The organism is uncultured Ruminococcus sp. (assembly GCF_937915125.1).
Lineage (GTDB): Bacteria > Bacillota > Clostridia > Oscillospirales > Ruminococcaceae > Ruminococcus_C.
Window position 1 is genome coordinate 1 of record NZ_CALDMP010000090.1, and the last position, 20259, is coordinate 20259.

The following is a 20259-nucleotide window of genomic DNA, read 5'->3' on the forward strand; positions in this document are numbered from 1 at the left end:
TGATGATAATTACAGAATTGATGATACAAAAATAACAGCGAAACCCTAAGTGTCAGAGCCCATCTATTTTGTCATCCAGAAGTGAACGTGATTAAAGGCTTCACGCTCTTTCTATTGATGAATGCACTTTTATTGCTGATAAGGGCTATGATGTGAAGGATGTTTATAACCTCATCAAAGATGTTTATCATAGAGAATGCGTCATTCCTCTGAACAAACGCAATACGAAAAATCCTGAAAAGTTTCCATCCGGACACCCGATTTGCGAAGCCGGACTTGCTATGCACAAGGACGGCAAATGAACTGACAATAACAGAACCCGCCAGAAACACTGCTGCCCTTTCAAACGTTCAAAATCAGGCTGTTGTCCATGCAATCATAAAAACTGGAATAACGGCAAAAAGACTCGCGGATGTACGAAATGATTTTGTCAATAGGTAACCTCTAAAAACCTCTATTGCAAAAAACACTAAAACAAGGTATAATAGAACTATGAAAGCACGAATGAGAAGTTTCTTCGACGAAGAAAATAGAATGGCAAAAATCAGTAAAATCGGCGATCCGCTGGAAGTCTTAAATTCCATCATCAATTGGGAAATGTTCCGTGGCATCCTCAAAAAACATATTGTGCGTAAGGAGAGCAATAAAGGAGGACGTCCCCCGTTTGATATGGTGATGATGTTTAAGATTCTTGTTTTGGAGCGTCTGTATAATTTATCCGATGATCAGGCTGAATTTCAAATCAATGACCGCCGCAGCTTTATGCGCTTTATAGGACTTGAAAGCTACGAGACAGTTCCTGATGCAAAAACGATTTGGAAATTCAGAGATGATCTTTCCAAGACCGATGCGATTGAGGAATGCTTTCATTTATTCAATGAGATGCTCGCAGAAGAAGGATTAATCACGCATTCCGGCACGATTATTGATGCCACATTTGTTGATGCTCCTCGTCAGCGTAATACGCGTGAGGAGAATAAAAAAATCAAGAGTGGCGAAGTTCCGGAGGATTGGGAGAAGCCGGAAAACGCCGCTAAACTGGCGCAAAAGGATACAGATGCACGCTGGGCAAAGAAAAACGGAGAGACACATTTCGGCTATAAAGACCATGTAAAATGCGATGCCGACAGCAAGCTGATCACAGGCTATGGTGCAAGTGCCGCCTCGCTTCACGACAGTCAGGTATGTAGCGAATTATTAGATGATGATGACAAAGTGTGCTATGCCGATAGTGCTTATTCAAGTGCCGAAATTGCTGAAAATCTTCCTGAAAATTGTCAGAACGAGATCTGTGAAAAAGGTTACAGAGGTAATCCTCTGACCGAAGAACAGAAGAAAGACAACAACCGCAAATCAAAAATTCGCTGCAGAATAGAACACATTTTCGGATTCATGACAAATTCGATGAAAGGAATCACATTGCGTTGCATCGGGTTCAAGCGTGCCTGGACACAAATTGGACTTTTGAACTTGGTCTACAATATCTGTCGGTATAAAATTTTGAAACAAGCCTGTGCTTGACACGGGATAACTGCGCCCATTTTCAGAAAATGGGTGATAAAGCTACTGAAATAAGCTGTTTTTAAGCGATATTTGCTCCGATTTGGAGTGAATGTCGCTGCTTTTATGCCTGCCGAACTTTTTGAACCCATTTTAGGGGGTTTTTAGAGGTGCCCAAAAGGAAATTACAGCATCAAGTTTGACAAAGTCAGCGGCTCAAAGGAAATCACGACGCATCTTGCAAAGGAATTTTCCGATGAATATGACCGCTTTGGACAGAAGTTCGGAGAAATATCCAGTGTAAGCAGTGTTTCGATAGAGCTATATAAAAATAATGGGATTTGGGGAACTTACAACGATAACAATGGCGTGATCTCAATTTTCGGTGCTGGCGGCAAGGAAGGGAAGAACACAATTTCAAAGGTTGCCGAAGAGATGAATAAGACGGAAAAGTGGTCAAGTTCATCTCCGTATCACGCTTTTCGCCATGAGCTCGGTCACGCATTGCAAAAGCATTTGAAAGATACTGTTCCGGATTATGAGGAAAGATTAAAAAAAATCCGTGAAATCCGAGATGCTTTTTTTAAAAGCTTGACAGGGTTAGACGAAGATGATATAATGGAATTGAAAAAGAAAGCCTTGTCTGTTTATGGACTTACAGATGATGAAGAGCTTGACGAATTTATTGCAGAATGCGTTGCAGAATATTGCAGCAAAAAGCCGAGAAAAATGTCTCGTGATGTTGTGATTGCATTGCTTCACAAAGGAGGAAATGGAAGTGCTGGTTGATTATCCACAGGAATGGCGTAAACATATGATAAAAGGAAAAACACGAACCTTTTCAAAAAATACGCCGCAGGAAATTGTAAACAAAGCGAAAGAAATCAATAAGGAAACAATTCGCACAGGTGGAAAGCCATTTTTCTTCTTTGATGAAGATTGATAATATTGCCACAACCAAATACGACACGCAGAAGCTTTTGACGAATATGTAAACAACATAAGAATGGATCATATGATAAAAATGACACCAGAAGATCATATTCGTTTTTCAGAGGAGGTAATTGCAAATGCAGAAGACAATGGCGTTGCAGTTTTCAACGGAAAATATAAAAAAACTAATCCGGCAATCTGAGATAGCAGAACCGTATGCAGAAGATGATGATGTATTTTCCGTGTTAGATGGCGAATATGATGCTGAAAGAATGTTGGCAACGAGTGCAAAAAGAATACTAGAGCATTATTTCGAACATCATCCAGAAGATTCTATAGAAAACTACAAAGACTAAGCGTACCACCCGGTGCGCTTTTTTCATACCTGAAAGGAGCTATCCATGACAAAAGAAGCATACAAGAATCCTGATCTGAAACTTATCCTTGACTCCTTCGGAATCAAAATCCCCGTTAAACTCTTCCGTAAAACCGACCTCAAATCCCAAATCAAAAATATCAATATGGGTATATGATTGTGGTGCTATTTTATCAAAATAAGAAATCGGCTATATAACACTACTTTTGTAGGTTTATAGCCGATTTTTCATACCTTACAGGCTTGTTTTTGCGTTTATAAGTGGCAAACTTGGGTTATACCGCTTACTTCCTGAAAAATCAAAAGTTTTCCTGCACCAGCGGCTTTTTTTAACATAGAAAAGGCTTGACTTAGATTTCACACCTATGTAAGATTCCCTGATGATGAAATTTGTAACACCAATAGAACTGTTCATAAAGCGTATCATTGTGGAACAGTGCAATGACATCCTCATCCGGTATGGTTTGGCAGAAAGTTGACGCCATTTCATTTTTGTGGTATTATACCACAAAGAACCAGTTCACGTTCCATTTTTGCCTACGGCAGTATCGCTTCCCTGCTGTGGGATTTTTCGTTGTATTCTCATCATCAATTTGCATCACAGCGAAAACAGTTGATTTTCTCGCAAAAATATGATACAATAAGAAAAACGCACACGACAAGATGTGCCGTCAAACAAATGAAACGGAGGAAAAGAACATGGTGTTTCAAATAGAAAACAACAGAATTTTCCAGTCGGACGAAACGGGAAAAATTCTTGCAGAAATCACCTTTCCGGAAATCCGGCAGGGCGTATACTGCATCGATCATACATTCGTAGACGACTCTCTGAGGGGACAGGGCGTAGCCGGACAGCTTGTACAGCTGGCAGTCAGAAAGATACAAGAACAAGGGGGTAAAGTTACTGCAACCTGTTCCTATGCCCAGCACTGGCTGAAAAAACACCAGGACGAGATCTGATATCTTACGAGTTCACTGCCGTACAGAAAAGGAGTTTCCCATGATATTACTTTCCGCACAAAACATTTCCAAAACCTATATGGAACGCAAGGTTCTGGATCAGGTCTCTTTCTTTTTGAATGAGGGCGATAAAGTCGGGATCATTGGCGTGAACGGCACGGGAAAGTCTACCCTCTTGAGGATTCTTGCAGGAGCAGAATCCGCCGACAGCGGCGAGATCATTCGGACTAACGGCGTAAGAATCTCCTATCTGCCTCAGATACCGGAATTTGAAACCCATGGCAGCGTCTTGGAACAGGTCATGCTTCATCTGCCCCCAGATCTGAAAGAAGCCAAGGAATTTGAAGCCAAGTCCATCCTCGGAAAGCTTGGCATCCATGATGTGACCCGGGACATCAGCACCTTGTCCGGCGGAGAAAGGAGGCGTGTGGGTATCGCTGCTGCCCTGATTTAGCCAAGTGATGTGCTTCTTCTGGATGAGCCGACGAACCATATTGACAATGAAACCGTTCAGCTGCTGGAAGAACAGTTGAAAAAGTACCGCGGTGCTATCGTTATGGTGACCCATGACCGCTATTTTCTGAACAGCATCACACGTAAAATTGTAGAAGTGGACAGAGGAAGCATTTACGAATACAATGGCAGCTATAGCCTCTATCTGGAACAGAAAGCTCAGCGTGAAGCAGAGGCAGAGGCAAAAGAACGCCGGAACCGCACTTTATACCGGCAGGAATTGGAATGGATCCGAAGAGGTGTCCGGGCAAGAGGCACAAAATCCAAAGACAGAATCCAACGATTTCATGCGTTGGAAAACCGGGAAAAGCCCACAGAAGCGGAACAACTGCAATTGCAGTCCATTTCTTCCAGACTGGGCAAGAAAACAATTGAGCTTGACCAGATCTCTAAATCCTTGGACGGAAAACTGCTCCTGCGTGAGTTCTCCTGCATTCTTCCAAGAGATGCCAGAATCGGCATTGTGGGTCAGAATGGTGCGGGTAAGTCCACTTTGCTCCAAATAATCGTTGGGGAGATACGGCCTGACAGCGGAACCATCACAATGGGCGATACCGTAAAAATCGGCTATTTCTCTCAGGAATGTGAAAGCATGGATCCATCCCAGAAAGTAATCCACTATATCCAGGAAACAGCCGACCGCATACGGACACCAGACGGCACAGTAACAGCCGCACAAATGCTGGAACGGTTTCTGTTTACGCCGGAACTGCAATGGAACACAATTGCAAAGCTGTCCGGCGGTGAACGAAAACGGTTGTATCTTCTGAAAGTGCTGATGACAGAGCCAAATATTCTCCTGCTGGACGAACCCACAAATGATCTTGACATCACCACGCTGACAATTTTAGAGGAATACCTCAGCCATTTCAGCGGTGCAGTTATGGCCATATCCCATGACCGGTATTTCTTGGATAAAATGGCATCAGAGATCTGGGAACTGAAAGGCGACGGCATGGTTCGTCGGTACAATGGAAACTACAGCGATTATGCAGAAAAAGCCCTGCAATCTCCTCAGAACCCAGAATCTGCAAAGAAGCAAGCGGGAAAGAAAGAACGTACCTTTGTGGGAAAGCAAAAGCTGAAATTCTCTTTCAAAGAACAGCGGGAATATGATACCATTGATGATACCATTGCTGGTCTGGAACAGCAGATCGCTGACACGGAATCGGAAATTGCTGCGTGCGCTTCTGATTACGTTAAGCTTCAGCAGTTATCCGAGCAGAAAGAACAGTTGGAACAGCAGCGGGCGGAAAAAATGGACAGATGGGTCTATCTCAATGATCTGGCCGAACGAATTGCCAATGGGGTGATGGTATGAATATGCAATACACAATTTTGAAGATCGTGGAAGAGGATTATGGCTGCGAGGGTGTTCCCGATGGACAGGAACCTATGTGCAGCGTTCTGCTTCGGGATGAAAAGAAGAATGAACACTGGGTAAAGCTTTCCGATGCTTACCTCACAGCACATCAGCTTCGGGAGGGAGATCTCCTGCCGACCTCTTCCCTGCCAAAACAATGATAAAGCAAGAGCGTGTTTCCATGGAGACACGCTCTGATGTTATACGAATCCCTCAAATGGAAATAGATAAAATTGCGAGCAGAAATTTTGCCAGTATAGGAGAATACCGCAAGATAGGCTTTCGCCCATCGAGGATATTCGACGACGAATGACGAAATTTATGCCGCAAGTTTATCCATTGAAGTTTGAGGGATTCGTATTATATGGATAAGATTCCCAGCTGTGCAAGCAGCAAAAGCAATGCAAGCAGGCCGAAGTTGACGACAGAAAAGACAAACAGGTATTTCTTTGGTGCTGCGTTTGCAGATGATCTGTAAAATTGAAACGAGATCAGGCTGGCCAGTGAGGCAATGATGCTTCCCAGTCCCCCAAGATTGACGCCCAGAAGCAGTTCCGTCCCTTGCTCTGTAAAGCCGGAAAGCATGACAGCTGCAGGAACATTGCTGATACCCTGAGACAGCAGCGCAGAGATCAGCAGCTCTCTTCCGGCCAGAATATCTGAAAGAAAGTTGCTTACTGTTTCCATTCTTGCAATATTTCCAACAAAGACAAAGAAGCAGACAAAGGTTGCCAGAAGCGCGTAATCCACCTTGCGAAACAGGCTTTTGTTCAGTGCCAACGGAACCATAACTGCTGCGATCAGACAGCACCAATCTGGTATAACACGGAAAACAGTCAGCAAGCACAGAAGAAACAAGACGCCGTATCCAGTAAAGTGCAGCTTTGGAATGACTTTTTTCTCTGAGGGTCGGGCGTTACAGGGCGTGCTGGGCAGAAGGAATCCCAGCATCACCAAGCAAACCAGGCTGACCATACCGGCGGGAAGCATCGTGCAGAAAAATTCCTGCAATGTCAGATGATAGAAGTCAAAGAGGTACAGATTCTGGGGATTCCCAAAGGGTGTTACCATGCTTCCCAGATTTGCAGCTGCCGTTTCCAGTACAATGGTCAGGATCCGACTTTTTTCATCAGAGATCTGGTCGTATACAAGCAGTGTCAGAGGGATCAAGGTCAGCAGCGCCACATCATTTGTCACCAGCATAGAGACAAAAAAACAGAGCAGCGTCAGGATCATGCCCAGCTTCCGCAGTGTGCCTGCACGTTTCAGCAGCAGATCTGTAACCGTTTCAAATACGCCAATGCTGCGAAATCCTGCCACTGCCATCATGAGACAAAACAGCTGTATCAATACAGTGCGGTTACAGTAGGACAGGTATCCCCTATCCGGCGGCACAAACAGCATGGTGAGGATTGCCGCAAAAAATGCAATGAGCAATACTGGCTGTGCCTTACAGAATGTTTGGAGTTTTGTCATCAAAGTTTCCATCAGCTCCCTGTGATATGTATTATAAAATAGTATATCACAAATCGAATGAAAAAGAAAGAGGGCATTTGCAATTTTTACAGTAGCATGGTATAATAAATGCAGAGATCGTATGGGACAGCTTTCCATTTTTCCCAAAGGAGGTATTTCATGAAACATAAATTGACAGCTATGGCACTGACTTCCCTGCTTGCCGTACAGCTTCTGGGCGTTCTTCCCGCCTGCGGAGAAGAAGCTTCCCAGTTGACGGACTCCGGTATTGCATATACGGAAACCGTTGAGACCATTGCGAATCCCGGAGCCGGATATACCAGTACCATATGGTACACCTGCAAGCCGGGCGACACGCCGGTATACAACCCTACCGGGAACCTTGTTCTGATGTTTGTAGATCTGGGCGCATTTTCCAGTGGTTCCAATGGAGTCACTGCTGACGATGGAACCTATACCGAGGGAACGGACATTCCCCTGGATGACACGTTTTTTACCAATCTGCGGGAGACACTGGAAAATTGCAGAAAAAACGGCTGCACTGTCGCACTGCGGTTCCGGTATGATGATACGGGAAAACAAAATCCGGAGCCCTCTTCCTTTGAATTTCTCCTTTCCCACATCCAGCAGATCAAAGACGACGGTTTTCTTACCGACTATCAGGACATCCTTGCCTTTGTGGAATCCGGATTTGTTGGCGCTTGGGGGGAGCAGTGGGGCGGCAAGTACACATCCGTTGCCTACAAGGCAAAGGTGCTGGATGCCATGCTGGATTGCGTACCATCCCCTATTCCAGTCACCGTCCGGACACCGGATACCTTTGCAGAATGGGCTGGGATTACACGAAGTGACCTTGGGGATTATGTTCCGGAACCGGGAAGTGAAGCCTCCCGCGTTGGGATGTATGATGATGGCTATATGGGTTCTGACACAGATCTGGGAACATATTCTGACAGAGCCGCGGAAACCGCCTGGCTTGGCCGTCAGACCCTTACTTCATATTTTGGCGGCGAATTTTCAGGGAATCTGGAATTTGCACAAAAGTATGATACGTACTTGCCGGAGAATGCCATTCCGGAAATGTACCAAACCCATCTGAGCTACATCAATTCCAACATCTATTCCCTGTATCAGGATTACACTTTCGGCGCGGAGTATGATGTTTTCGGCGCAGACAACAGTGCCTATTATGGGCAGACGGTCTTTCAGTTTATCCGTGATCACCTGGGATACCGTTTTGTGCTTCGGGATTCTGATCTCAGCACTACGGTAAAGCAAGGGGAAACTCTGGAACTGCAATTTGCAGTGGAAAACACAGGCTTTGCCAATCCCATCATGCACCAGAAGGCAGAAATTCTGCTGGAAAAGGATGGGGATTATATCAAAACCGAAACAGACCTGGACACTTCCAAATGGTATTCCTGCAATGTGTCCCAAAATACGCTCCAGCTGAAGCTACCTGGCGGTCTGGAGCCAGGCAACTGGAATGTATATGTCAAGCTTTCTGTTGGAAATCAGACCCTGGGACAAATGGGAATGCGCTCTGTGCGTTTTGCCAATGCGTGTATCTGGAATGCATCCCTTGGTGCCAATTACCTGGGAACATTTCAGGTCACAGAAAATGCAGACCGGGAAAAACAGACGGACGGCACATTTTATCAAAGCAATACAGACGCATCGCTGACTGCATCCAATGGGGAAATGTACACCATCCATAATCTGGTTTCTGCGGACAACGTATCTGACACGTATCTGGTCAAAGAGACTGAAGATAAAAAGCTGTATCTCTCAAATGATGAAGCCTACCTGTATGTCGCGGCGGACATTCCTCAAAACGCTTCTGCCCCGGTATACAATTTACAAATCAAGCCGGAAGCATCCGATCAGACCTACTGGCTCTATTACCAGAGCAATGGCTTCGTCTATTTCAATCACGGTACACCCCTTGGATGCACCTGCACTCACAGCGGAAGTCTTGTGCAATTCCGCATCCCATTGGGAGAACTCATGGAAATCTATCCCGGTTCCACACTTTCTTCGGTACGTGTTTCCATTCAGGATGAAGGGGATTCCTGGGTGAACGTGGGCGAGATCAAATCCGATGCCTACATGGTGCCAGAATATTTCAGCGTTTATTCCGGCACGCAAAGGGTCTATCTGTATTCCGGTGATACTATGACATTGAAACCTCTGACAGAAGCGGAAAATATCACCTACCAGTGGCTCTATGAGAATGAACCGATTCCAGACGAAACCCATGCATCCTATACCCTTACCGCAGATTCTCCCGGAATCTACAGTGTACAGATGACAACGGACGCAGGAACTGTCCGGACTGTGGAAATCTGTGAGGTTGTGGATGTATATGAAAAGCAATGCAAAGGTGATATCAATCTCGACGGCATGTTTTCCATTCCAGACGCGGTTCTAATGCAGCGTTATCTCTTGAAACAGGAAATGCTGACTCCGTTGCAGTGGGAGCAGGCGGATGTCAATGCAGACGGCCGCGCAAACGGTTTAGACCTTACATGGATGCGACAGGCATTGCTAGGCCCCAACTGAAATATAATTTTTATGCCATTTGATGGCAAACGTCCTTTCCTGTGCAGTTGCGGAAAGGGCGTTTTTGTTTCAACAAAAATTTCGGGAAATATTTCCTTTTCAGGTGCTTTTATCCAAGAATCCGGATAATCTTTCGTTCTTGCAAAATATTGCACTTTCCTGACGTATCTCATACACTTGCAACTTAATATTTGTGCATGATATATAAATGTGCATGAAAATATTTCCTGTATCTCCGTATTGACATAGAATTGCTTCCGTGCTATAATGTAGAAAAGGTACAATCTTGTTATTTCTTTGTGTTTTTCAATGCATAATTCAGGGACTCGCAGCCGTACAAGGGCAACTGCAACCTACTGAATCCATATGTCTTGTAAATATATTATAAGAATTGTACCGGAATTGTTGCACTTTTTCCATTAGAATAAGTGTCAGGTATACAGCTTTTCTCCGGGACATCGGCTGGAAACTCTGTATGCAGCAGATATATTCTGCATATATTGAAAGGTAAGGTGACGTGTTATGAAACAATTGAAACAAAAGACTGCCAGTATAGTTGCAGCGGCAGTCATGGCGGTGACAGGCGTGTTGTCTGGGCTACCAGTGAATGCAGCGACAAATTTAACAGGAGCAGAAGGAAATGATGGCTATAGTCCGCAGGAATTGTCGGATGTCACACTTTTAGTAGGCGATGGAAGTCCTTTGGCTGGAAACACTGTAGATGAAACAATCCGGAATGCTAAAAAAACATATTTCTTAGGAATTGCTTCACAATTTAGTGTATTTCTGGAGGATGACTTTACGCCAACAAACTCCGATGCTGAAGGTCGTGCTGCTGTCGGAGGTAATATTACATTTACCGGCGCCTATAACTATCAGCTTGGAAATGGTGATTATGCCACAATGACAGCACTGAAAAATACAGATGAATACCAAGGCATCACAAATTTCGCCCATGCAATTGTAGGCGGAACCATGACCAATATCAATACCCTTTCTGCATCTGATAAAAATGGTGGCAGAACCGATGTTGTTCAGCAAGGAAATACATATTATTATCCGGAAGATGAAGATTTGTATAAACGATTTGTTGTACAAAACGGTTTGGAAGGTTCCACACATATCACATGGTTGGAATCCAATGGTTGGGCTGCAACACCTACAGAATATGGAACATCTTGCAAGCACGATGCTTTGACTGTCAATGAACAAGCACAGTTTTATCAGACGACATTGATTGATTTTGCAGACACGTTTTCTTGGCTTAGGGATGAAGCAGATAAACTCTCGAAAAAAGAAACAGCATATGGTACCTGGAATGGCAATGAACTTGTGCTGCAATATGACGGAGCCCCTACTGATACGGTTTATTTCACAGTGGAGAAATGGAATAGCAGCATTGATAAAGTTACAATTTCTGGTGCGAATCTGACAGGAAGTGAAAATTATATTATCAATTGCGATGATGCAAGCATTCGTATTGGGGAAAATACGAATCTGGTAACAACAACAGTAAATGATAATGTGATCTCTAACAAAGGTTCTAATGAATCCAATAATAATAAGGTTTCATCCCAGCTGCTTTATAATTTTTATAACGCAACAGAAGTATATATTTCAGCCAACTTTAATGGTACAATTTTTGCACCAAATGCAGATGTAATGTCAGCTAACAGCTGTGAAGGACATCTATCTGGTGCACTAATTGCGAAATCATTTGAAGGCGGTCTGGAATTTGGATACCGTCCTTATCTTGGAATAACAGACGATATTCTCGGCGCAGATACTGGCTACACAGTTGATCTGAAAAAAGTCGATGCTGGTGGAAATCTTCTTGCAGGAGCAGAAATCGGCCTGTATCAGAAGAATGAGGCTGGAGATTGGGAACTTGTGAATACATTGCTAACTGAAGATGGTACAACCATCAGCGGACAGTTTAGCATCGGCGATAAAACACCGGATTCAGCTACAACTTTGAAGGAAGAATATTACATTGAAGAGACCAAGGCGCCGGACGGCTATACCTTGTCCAGCGTGCGGTATTACATAGATTATGAGGAGACTTATGCGGTAAATACAGAGGCCGGGGATGCAGTGCTGCCGCAAAGTGTGAAAATTACTATGTACCCCGCTTCCATAGACGGTGCAAAGCCAGATGCGACAAATGCAAGAACCTACACCGTGGCTATGACCTATGGCATCACAGACAATGAGATTACCACGAAGACGTTTACTTATGGTGGGGAAGAATACATTCTGACGAAGACAAATGATGTCTGGAAGTATGGTGACACAGAAATTTCCACTGATAGTCGGTACGATGATGATACAATTTCCGGAATGCGTATCGACACCAAGAATATGACCATCTATCCCCTGCTGCTGGCACCAGGTGCAGGAAATCCGGCAAATCAGGATGCAGTGTCGGAAATTATCAATACCCAGGCGCTTACCATCAAAAAGGTGGACGATTCCGGAAAGCTCCTGCCCGGCGCTAAGCTGAAGCTGACCGATGGCACTGGAACAAGCGTTGACGCTTTTGATGGCACCACGGCAACACAGACACTGTCCCTTGGCACAAACGGAGACATCCAACTCGCAACCGATCAGGTTCCCTATTATGTGCTCACTGAGACTGCCACACCTTCCGATGAATATATGCTGGCTGACCCCATCTATTTCTATATCACATATAATGAAAGCCAGTATACCTTGCATATGACAGAGAAAACCACTGCAGACAACAAGCCAGATTGGTCAGCAGAAACCACCAGTACAAATACGGTTCTTTCTATGGTGGATGTGAAGATCGTTGGCGTAGATATGACCTTGTGTAAATCCGAGGCAACCGATGAAAACGGCACAATTACTATTAGCAAAGATCTGTTAGCTGGTGCTGTAGTAGATCTTTACGCAAAAGACAAAACACTTATTGCAAAGGATATTTTCAAGGGCACAGATGGTCAGGTACAGATTTCTCAGTTGACATTAGAGGCAGCTGGTTCTTCCTATGTACAAAGTGGCCAGCTGCTCCCCGGAATTTATTATCTGCATGAAGTTTCACCTTGCGAGGGCTATGAAGCACTTGCACAAGATCAATACTTCCAGGTCACAGATGAGTTCAAGATCAAAGCATATCAGCTTTCCAGTGAGATTTCTGTTGGAGCACAGGCAAGTTCCAGCAACGGCAAAAATATTTGGTATGCTTTGGATGAAAGCGGTAATTTGCTGGATCAAAGCAACGGAAAATTGGAACAAGTTAAACAGATAACCGTGTCATTACCAGGCTTGTCCCGATTAGTCATTTACAGTGATGCTTCAGAATTGAACGCTCAGACATTCGACGTGACTGATGGTATTTTTTCATATTCATTTACAGTTCCGGTTGATATTACCAAACTGGAGTTTCAAAAAGAGGGCTGGGGTGAATTTGATGTAGTTGGTGTTACTGTTATCACCGCGGAATCCGAAAGCAACAACGTGCCTACCACAGATTACCTGTTGGCCGAAGGCAGCACACTTTATTTAGGTAATATCGCCGACGAAAATGCAGAAACAACAACATCGACAGATGAAACAACTACCAGCACCGAGACTTCTACAACAGAATTAACTTCGGGCAGTTCATCCAGCACGGAGAAGTCTTCTGAATCCTCAATAAGTTCCATAATTTCTACAGGAGAAACAAGCTCCTCAACAGAATCTTCCACAACCAGAGACTCAACAGAAACCTCAAAATCTACTACCGAAACAACAACTACAACAAAAACTACTACTACAAGTTCTACCACTACTACGACAACTACGACAACCACATCCACAACCATTCTCAGTACAACATCAACAGAAAGCACAACCTCCACAGAATCGGATACTTCCAGTTCTACCGCACCTACATCTACAACCACGCTGACGACTTCTGCAACAACCACTCTATCCTCCGCCGGTCCCACAACGCCTACGCAAACGCAGACGACATCAACAGCAAAGACCAGCGATACCACAGCTTCTACTACAGTCTCCACAACCACTTCCACAGACAAGACAACAGCAACAACGATAAGCACGGATAACACCACGACCTTGTCTTCCGCAGGTCCGACCCAAACCACAACAGTGGGTACGACCACCACAACTTCAACACAGCCTACCATCTCCACTTCTCAGTCCAAAACCCAGTCCACTGCCAGCACAATGGAATCCACCTCCACAACAACTACAACGACAACAACCTCCACCACATCTTCTACCGCAACCACGACAACTACCACTACCACTACAACAAGTACAGCTTCTACAACGAAAGAAACCTCTACCACAACTTCTACAACAGAAAGCACTGCTCCGACGAGCGCGTCTACAACGTCTACAACAGTTACAACCTCCACCACAAAACCCACAACCACATCTACGACAACTACAACAACGACGACTACAACGACAACTTCTACTACAACGTCCACGACCACTTCGACTACCACCACAACAGAAACAACTCCCGTTGTGGTTCTGAAACAGGATGCTGAAGGCAATCTCCTTGGGCACGCATCCTTGCAGGTAACAGACGAAAATGGCACTGTCATTGCCGCATGGGTTTCCGAAGCAGATGTTCACTTCACATTGCCGGAGCTCCAGCCGGGTATGGTATATTGCCTGACCGAACTGGAAGCACCTGCTGAGTTTGCCATTGCAGACCCCATCTACTTCCAGTTAAATGATAATGGAGAACTGGAGCTTCTGCAATACAAGACGGATGCAGAAGGCAACCGTGAACTGGAATCCACAACGCCTGGGGAAAATGGACGGATCATCATGATCGACGCATATCTGGGCACTGGTACACTTCCCACTACGACCACAACCGTGACAACAACAACTACGACAACTGCCGAAACAACTACTACAGATCCGCGGTATTCCACTGAAAATAACGGTCTGCATACGCCGTCCGGCACAACAGACACCACGGTTTCCGTGGAAGGAAACACAGACGAAGAAAGCACAACAACTACCACAACTGCTGCAACTGATGTCAAAGGAAATTCCTTGAAGGACAGCAGTACACAATCCGGAACCACTGCAAACGGCAATACAACTACAACTTCGATTCAGAAAAACACGTATTCTTCTAATTCCAGCAGTAGTACCAAAAATGTGAGCAGCACGCCGAAAACTGGAGATCGCGCCATTGTTCTTACACTGACAGCTGGTGCATCCCTGCTTCTGATGATGGCACTCCGGAAAAAGCACAAGTAATCACACCTTAACCTAAGGAAAAACCAAAAACGCTCCTGCATCTGAACAAACAGATGCGGGAGCGTTTTGCTTTAGAGGTGCCTTTGTATAATCTTATTCAATCGGAACTTCCACCAGCTGGACATTGCGAATGGTATATTGCCCTGTGCCGCTTCCCAGATTGAAGAACAGTGTCAGCGCCCATCTATTTTGTCATCCAGAAGTGAACGTATTTTGTCAGGGGCAGGCACTGTAATTTGTCAGGGTATGTGGAAAACAAACTGACACCCCCTTCCAGAGATGTCAGTTTCAGATATAGAGAGCGTATGCTCCCGGCAAAAATCCCACGAAGTGCTCAGGTCGCTCCCCGAGCGCCAGCTATCCTCCATCGTGAGCAAAAGCCCATGAGTCAAAATGGAACGTAATGAAGAATCTTGAAATCCTCTAAATTGCGAATTGGATGAGGAAACTCGTACCTGTCCAGAATGTCCAGCATATACATAGTGATCTCGTCACGAGACATTTCATCAAGCTCACCGTTCTCCAAAAGATCGCCGTAAGCACGATGCATCTCGCGCTTGGCTTCACCGAGATCGAGTCGGCGCAGCAGCCAGATCATCAGAATGTCATGGAAATGCTCGTTGTTCATTGGCTCACCCCCGTGACCTCATTTTCCAGCACAATGTCCACGGACTTGCTGTCGATGCAGTTCTGCTTTATCTGAGAGCCGTAGATCAGGGACTGACTGCAAGCGCGGTTGATGAGTCTGGGGTTTCCGCCTGAGAACTCGAAAATGGACTTCATGGCATCTTCTGTGAAAATAGGAGTTTCGTGACCTGCATACAAAAGCTGTGTCTCGATGTACCGTTTGGTGTCTGCAAAATCCATAGGGGTCAGAAAACACTCAACGTCAACTCGTTCGAGAATTGCGCGGTAAGCAGAGAGCCGCAGCTTGTCCCACAGTTCCGTCTGACCGGAAAGGATCAATGCCATCGGATTTTCAGAATCCATCTTGTAGTTGAGGAGAAACCGTGCTTCCTCCAGCATTTCCTTGTCCAGAAGATGTGCCTCATCCACGATCACTACTGCCTTGCGGTTCTGCATACTGCGCATGATCTCAATCTGTCTGTGAAGTGAATCTCTCGCAGCATTGCGATGAAGAACAGGCTTGCAGCCAAGCTGTACCAACAGGTAATTGTAAAAACTGCGAGGTGTCAGCTTGGAGTCAGAAATATACAACACCATATATTCTATATCTGAAAGTTCATACCATTGAATTGAACGGCAGGACAATTGTGGAGGCAGTTCTTTGAAGGCAATTCTGAAACGATAACTTCTAAAACTGCAAAATGCACCCTTTCAGTCATAAAAGGGTGCATTGTATCAAAATTATAGTTCTTAGCCATAACTGCACTGCACAAATGATACAATTGTGCAGTGCTTTCTTTTTGGAAAAATGCCGAAAATGCGTGACTTTTTCGGTTTTATCAAGCAAAAACAGCCTGCTGGAGAGCGTTTTCCTAGCAGGCTGTTTGTATTTCTGAAACAACAAAAAAACGATAGGGTAAAATAAAACGGTAGGTCGAGGCTATCGTTTTTTTGTTGTAAAATCAAAATTAGAACCATAAAAAATGCCATGCTGGGAAAGCACATCCTCCCAGCATGGCATTTTGTTTCTATGAAATGTAGATTTCTTCGTAAAATCCGCCCATTTATTTGCAGAAATTTCAGACAAAACAGCATCGAATCTGCTATCATTATAGCAGATTTTCAGAAAAAGTAAAGTATATATTTCTGAAAATTCATGAATAAATCATCCAGATCGGAGAAAAAACAGGATTTTCCCTGTTTTGAACAGTCCGAAAACTTGTCAGGAGGAATTTTAAATGCCGAGAAGAGGCAGCAACATTTACAAGAGAAAAGACGGTCGGTTTGAGGGACGTGTCCCGATTGGGCATAAGGAAGATGGGTCGCTGAAATACAAATTTGTGTATGCCAGAACGCTTTCTGAGGTAAAGGAAAAGATGGCACAATTTCAAGCTGTTTTGCAGAGCCAGCCAGTTTCTGCTTTGAAATTGACCGTGGCAGAGGCATCTCGTCAATGGCTTTCCGCAGCAAAATTGCGTGTGAAACCGTCCAGTTATGCGCACTATGAAAACATCATTCGCAATCATATTCTTCCGGATCTCGGAACAAAGTATCTCACGGATATGACAACACATCAGCTGAATGATTTTGTCTATGAGAAACTGCAAAGCGGTCGATTGTGCGGAACTGGCGGACTTTCCGCTCGGTTTGTACAAGACATTATGCGGGTTTACCACAGCATAGAACAGTATGCAGTGCAGGAGTATCACATTCATGGAACACATTTCACTATGCCGAAAGCAGAGAAAAAACAACTGGACGTGTTGTCTTCTGAGGAGCGAAAGAAGTTGGAACAGTATCTTCTTCAGACAGGGTTGACCATTGATCTGGCGATTCTGCTGTGCTTGTTCACCGGTTTGCGTGTAGGTGAATTATGCGGCTTGCAGTGGGGCGATATTGACTTTGAAAATGGAACGCTTTCTGTAAAACGAACGGTGCAGAGAGTTTATCGAAATGGCTGCTCTGAGGTGCTGATTGGCTCCCCAAAAAGCAGAACTTCTGTGCGGATAATTCCGGTTCCGTCCTTCTTGTTGACACTGCTGGAAAAGAAAAAGCGGCAGGATTTTTTGTACCTGATTACTGGAAAAAGCAAACCGGCAGAACCGAGAACCATGCAGTATCGGTTTCAGAAAATCCTGAAACTTTGTGGTATCCGGAAGGTTCCATTTCATTTGCTTCGACACACTTATGCTACAGATTGTATTGCCCATGGGTTTGATGCAAAGACGCTGAGTGAATTGCTGGGACACGCTGATGCCAGTATCACTTTGAATCGATATGTGCATTCCTCTATGCAGATGAAGCAGGAATATGTAAAGCGACTGCAATTGACGGGATAATGTTTCGCCGTCAAAAAATCGTATGGAAAATGCAAAAAGTATCGGAAACAGCGTGACTTTTTAGGTTTGTATGGTCAATGGGCGGATTTTACGAAACAAAAATGCTTCTTTCCTTCTAGTATCTCCAGTGATAAACCATCTATTCTTCTTGCTTTTTGGGATTTTTTATGGTATTATGGAAATAGAGAGAGAAAGCTAAGAAAGGGGCATCTTAAGTGATTCATATAGCAGTAGTGGACGATCAGACAGAAGCGATTTCAGGAATTCTTTCTGTATTTCAGCAATGGGAAAATGAAAACCATGTAAATTTTGAAATAGATACCTATATAGATGCAGATTTATTCTGTGATGCAATATTTGATAAGAAATATCAAGCTCTCTTTTTGGATCTGGATATGCCAAAGAAAAGCGGCTTTGACATTTCTCAGTCCCTGCGTGAACTTGGAAATAATACGCCGATTGTCTACATCACAAATCGAGATGACTTGATGCAAAAAGCATTTCAATATAAAGTACTCGGTTTTGTTCGCAAAGACAAACTGCAAGAAGAACTTCCATTTGCGATTTCATGTGTGGTTCAAGAAATACAGAAAAAGAATAGTCACGTCATGATATTCTCAGCACATCGTCAAAAAAAAGAATATTATAATTTACCAATTTCTGATATTTTGTATATTGAAAGCGAAAATCATCAAACAAAAATCTATACGGTCAACAAAAAGGATGCAATCATTACAAGAGACACCCTTCGTTCTTACTTGGAAAAAGAAGAATTTCAAGGGTTCATTCCGATTAGTGTAAGTTGTATTGTAAACTTTGAACATATCTTTTCGATTGAAAAAGATACTTTGATATTAGATAATAAAAAGATTTTGTTTATTAGTCGCAGAAAAATCAAATCAGTCAAGGAATTATTTTTACAAAAAACAAGGAGGAATATCATATGATCTACACTATTTCAGAATGGCTCGCCACTATTTCAGAAAGTTTGATTATCTTCTTCTTTCTAGTCAAGATCTTGTCCTATAAAAATATGGAACAATCTAAAAAAATAATTGGAACAATAATCTTTTGTTGTTTGCAGTGTGCATCTTCTTTGGTATTGGATCAGTTCTTTTCTTTTGAAGGGCTTTTTATTATCGTTAATATTTTAATTTATCTTCTTTTTTGCTGGACATTGTTAGAAAAGCCTGTATGGTTTCAAACAATTGTTGTACTTCTTGTCTTTGCCTGTTTGTTCACAATCAATATTGCTGTAACATTGATTGCAGGTTTAATACTGCAAAGTACCACATCAGATGTGCTATCTTTGCGAAATCCAGTTCGTATCTTGCTTTTATTTATTACAAAAGCCATGCTGGTTTTTGCATTGATCATTCTTACTAATATTTTTGAAAAGAAAAAAGTAATATTTCACGTGTCACAATGTGTTATCATGGCAGCTGTTCTTTTGATTACTTTTTTTGCTGGTGTTGTTCTAGAAGAAATTGTGATTGAAACAGATGTTGCAAGTTGGGAGGCCTCCGCAATTGTAATATGTATGATTGCAATCAATATTTTGTTGTTTTTTGTGCTTTATCTTACATCCTCCAGAAATCGTATAGAAAACAATCAGGCACTATTGAAATTACAAATTGCAAACGAACAGCAAAAACTTCAGGATTCCATCCGTTGGAATACAGAAGTAAATACCCTGCGTCATGATTTGAAAAACCACTTGCTTTGCATTTCAGAGTACATTCGATTGCAGCAGCCAGATGCGGCTATGGAATACATTGAGAAATTGATCGGTCAGGTGAAAAAAGAACTGCCGTATCATATGATGACGAGTTCTGTTGCAGTCAATGCTATTTTAGATTTGAAAAAACTTGTGTGTGACGAAAACCAAATTGACATAAAATATTTTGTGCTGGAAGAACTGCCGAAAATAGATGAAACCGATTTGTGTGTAATATTAGCTAATTTGCTGGATAATGCAATTGAGGCTGCATCCAAAGAAGAAAAGCGGCAGATTCGTCTTTCCATGGAAATCATCGGCAACTATTTTCGGATCGTTGTTCAGAATCAAATTGCAGAGTCAGTATTAAAAAACAACAAGAAACTAGGAACCACTAAGAAGAATCAAAAAATCCATGGATTTGGATTACAAAGTGTAGAAGATGCTGTTGAAAGAAACGATGGGATGAGCAATTTTTCTGAGGAAAATGGTTGGTTTGTTGCAGATATTATGCTAAAAATCCACGAATTGTAAGACGAAACAAAATATCGTTTATGATCCACCTTATTAAAAAATGAGGTGGATTTTTTTGTTTTTGACCGATTACGTCGTAAAACATACCGATTACGTCATATGT

The 20259-nt window shown here is 43.3% G+C and carries 16 protein-coding genes; 13 read left to right on the plus strand and 3 right to left on the minus strand.

The window, feature by feature from the left end:
* The first annotated feature begins 492 nt into the window (after window positions 1–492).
* The 8 genes from Q0418_RS08915 (at window position 493) to Q0418_RS08945 (ending at window position 5806) form a co-directional block, all read left to right on the plus strand.
* The gene (locus Q0418_RS08915) at window positions 493–1521 is read left to right on the plus strand and encodes an IS5 family transposase (protein WP_298483786.1); all 1029 of its coding nucleotides are present in this window, start codon (window positions 493–495) and stop codon (window positions 1519–1521) included.
* Between the two features lie 348 nt (window positions 1522–1869).
* Window positions 1870–2289, plus strand: a complete 420-nt coding sequence (locus Q0418_RS08920; RefSeq protein WP_298483787.1) for a V-type ATP synthase subunit E family protein — start codon at window positions 1870–1872, stop codon at window positions 2287–2289.
* The gene (locus Q0418_RS08925; protein WP_298483788.1) at window positions 2273–2443 is read left to right on the plus strand and encodes a hypothetical protein; all 171 of its coding nucleotides are present in this window, start codon (window positions 2273–2275) and stop codon (window positions 2441–2443) included. Before Q0418_RS08920 ends, Q0418_RS08925 begins: the two co-directional genes overlap by 17 nt.
* Before the next feature lie 127 nt (window positions 2444–2570).
* On the plus strand, window positions 2571–2789 hold the full coding sequence (locus Q0418_RS08930; RefSeq protein ID WP_298483789.1) for a hypothetical protein: 219 nt from the start codon (window positions 2571–2573) through the stop codon (window positions 2787–2789).
* 683 nt (window positions 2790–3472) lie between these two features.
* On the plus strand, window positions 3473–3769 hold the full coding sequence (locus Q0418_RS08935) for a GNAT family N-acetyltransferase (protein WP_298483790.1): 297 nt from the start codon (window positions 3473–3475) through the stop codon (window positions 3767–3769).
* Between the two features lie 40 nt (window positions 3770–3809).
* Window positions 3810–4223, plus strand: coding sequence for an ATP-binding cassette domain-containing protein (locus Q0418_RS11055; RefSeq protein WP_367276256.1), 414 nt, complete (start codon window positions 3810–3812; stop codon window positions 4221–4223).
* Between the two features lie 9 nt (window positions 4224–4232).
* On the plus strand, window positions 4233–5603 hold the full coding sequence (locus tag Q0418_RS08940) for an ABC-F family ATP-binding cassette domain-containing protein (protein ID WP_367276257.1): 1371 nt from the start codon (window positions 4233–4235) through the stop codon (window positions 5601–5603).
* A gap of 2 nt (window positions 5604–5605) precedes the next feature.
* The gene (locus tag Q0418_RS08945; protein ID WP_298483791.1) at window positions 5606–5806 is read left to right on the plus strand and encodes a hypothetical protein; all 201 of its coding nucleotides are present in this window, start codon (window positions 5606–5608) and stop codon (window positions 5804–5806) included.
* Between the two features lie 199 nt (window positions 5807–6005).
* Here the strand turns inward: Q0418_RS08945 and Q0418_RS08950 are convergent, their stop codons facing one another.
* Complete coding sequence (locus Q0418_RS08950; protein WP_298483792.1) at window positions 6006–7121, minus strand: SLC13 family permease; 1116 nt, start codon at window positions 7119–7121, stop codon at window positions 6006–6008.
* Between the two features lie 159 nt (window positions 7122–7280).
* Here Q0418_RS08950 and Q0418_RS08955 point away from each other — a divergent pair, with 159 nt between their 5' ends.
* Both Q0418_RS08955 and Q0418_RS08960 read left to right on the plus strand, forming a co-directional pair.
* On the plus strand, window positions 7281–9683 hold the full coding sequence (locus Q0418_RS08955) for a DUF4832 domain-containing protein (RefSeq protein WP_298483793.1): 2403 nt from the start codon (window positions 7281–7283) through the stop codon (window positions 9681–9683).
* A gap of 522 nt (window positions 9684–10205) precedes the next feature.
* The gene (locus Q0418_RS08960; protein WP_298483794.1) at window positions 10206–14939 is read left to right on the plus strand and encodes a collagen-binding domain-containing protein; all 4734 of its coding nucleotides are present in this window, start codon (window positions 10206–10208) and stop codon (window positions 14937–14939) included.
* Between the two features lie 388 nt (window positions 14940–15327).
* Here the strand turns inward: Q0418_RS08960 and Q0418_RS08965 are convergent, their stop codons facing one another.
* Both Q0418_RS08965 and Q0418_RS08970 read right to left on the minus strand, forming a co-directional pair.
* Window positions 15328–15567, minus strand: a complete 240-nt coding sequence (locus Q0418_RS08965; RefSeq protein WP_298483795.1) for a hypothetical protein — start codon at window positions 15565–15567, stop codon at window positions 15328–15330.
* Window positions 15564–16163 (minus strand): ExeA family protein, encoded by a 600-nt coding sequence (locus Q0418_RS08970; RefSeq protein ID WP_298483796.1) that lies wholly within the window; start codon window positions 16161–16163, stop codon window positions 15564–15566. The genes Q0418_RS08965 and Q0418_RS08970 overlap by 4 nt, the downstream gene beginning before the upstream one ends.
* A gap of 641 nt (window positions 16164–16804) precedes the next feature.
* Between Q0418_RS08970 and Q0418_RS08975 the strand changes: the two genes are divergently transcribed.
* The 3 genes from Q0418_RS08975 to Q0418_RS08985 all read left to right on the plus strand — a co-directional run bounded on the left by Q0418_RS08975 (window position 16805) and on the right by Q0418_RS08985 (window position 20156).
* A complete protein-coding gene (locus Q0418_RS08975; RefSeq protein WP_298483797.1) occupies window positions 16805–17905 on the plus strand; it encodes a site-specific integrase in 1101 nt (366 codons plus the stop codon).
* A 215-nt stretch (window positions 17906–18120) separates the two neighbouring features.
* Entirely contained in the window at window positions 18121–18852 is a 732-nt protein-coding gene (locus Q0418_RS08980; protein ID WP_298483798.1) for a LytTR family DNA-binding domain-containing protein, read from the plus strand.
* Entirely contained in the window at window positions 18849–20156 is a 1308-nt protein-coding gene (locus Q0418_RS08985) for a sensor histidine kinase (protein WP_298483799.1), read from the plus strand. Before Q0418_RS08980 ends, Q0418_RS08985 begins: the two co-directional genes overlap by 4 nt.
* Window positions 20157–20259 lie beyond the last annotated feature (103 nt).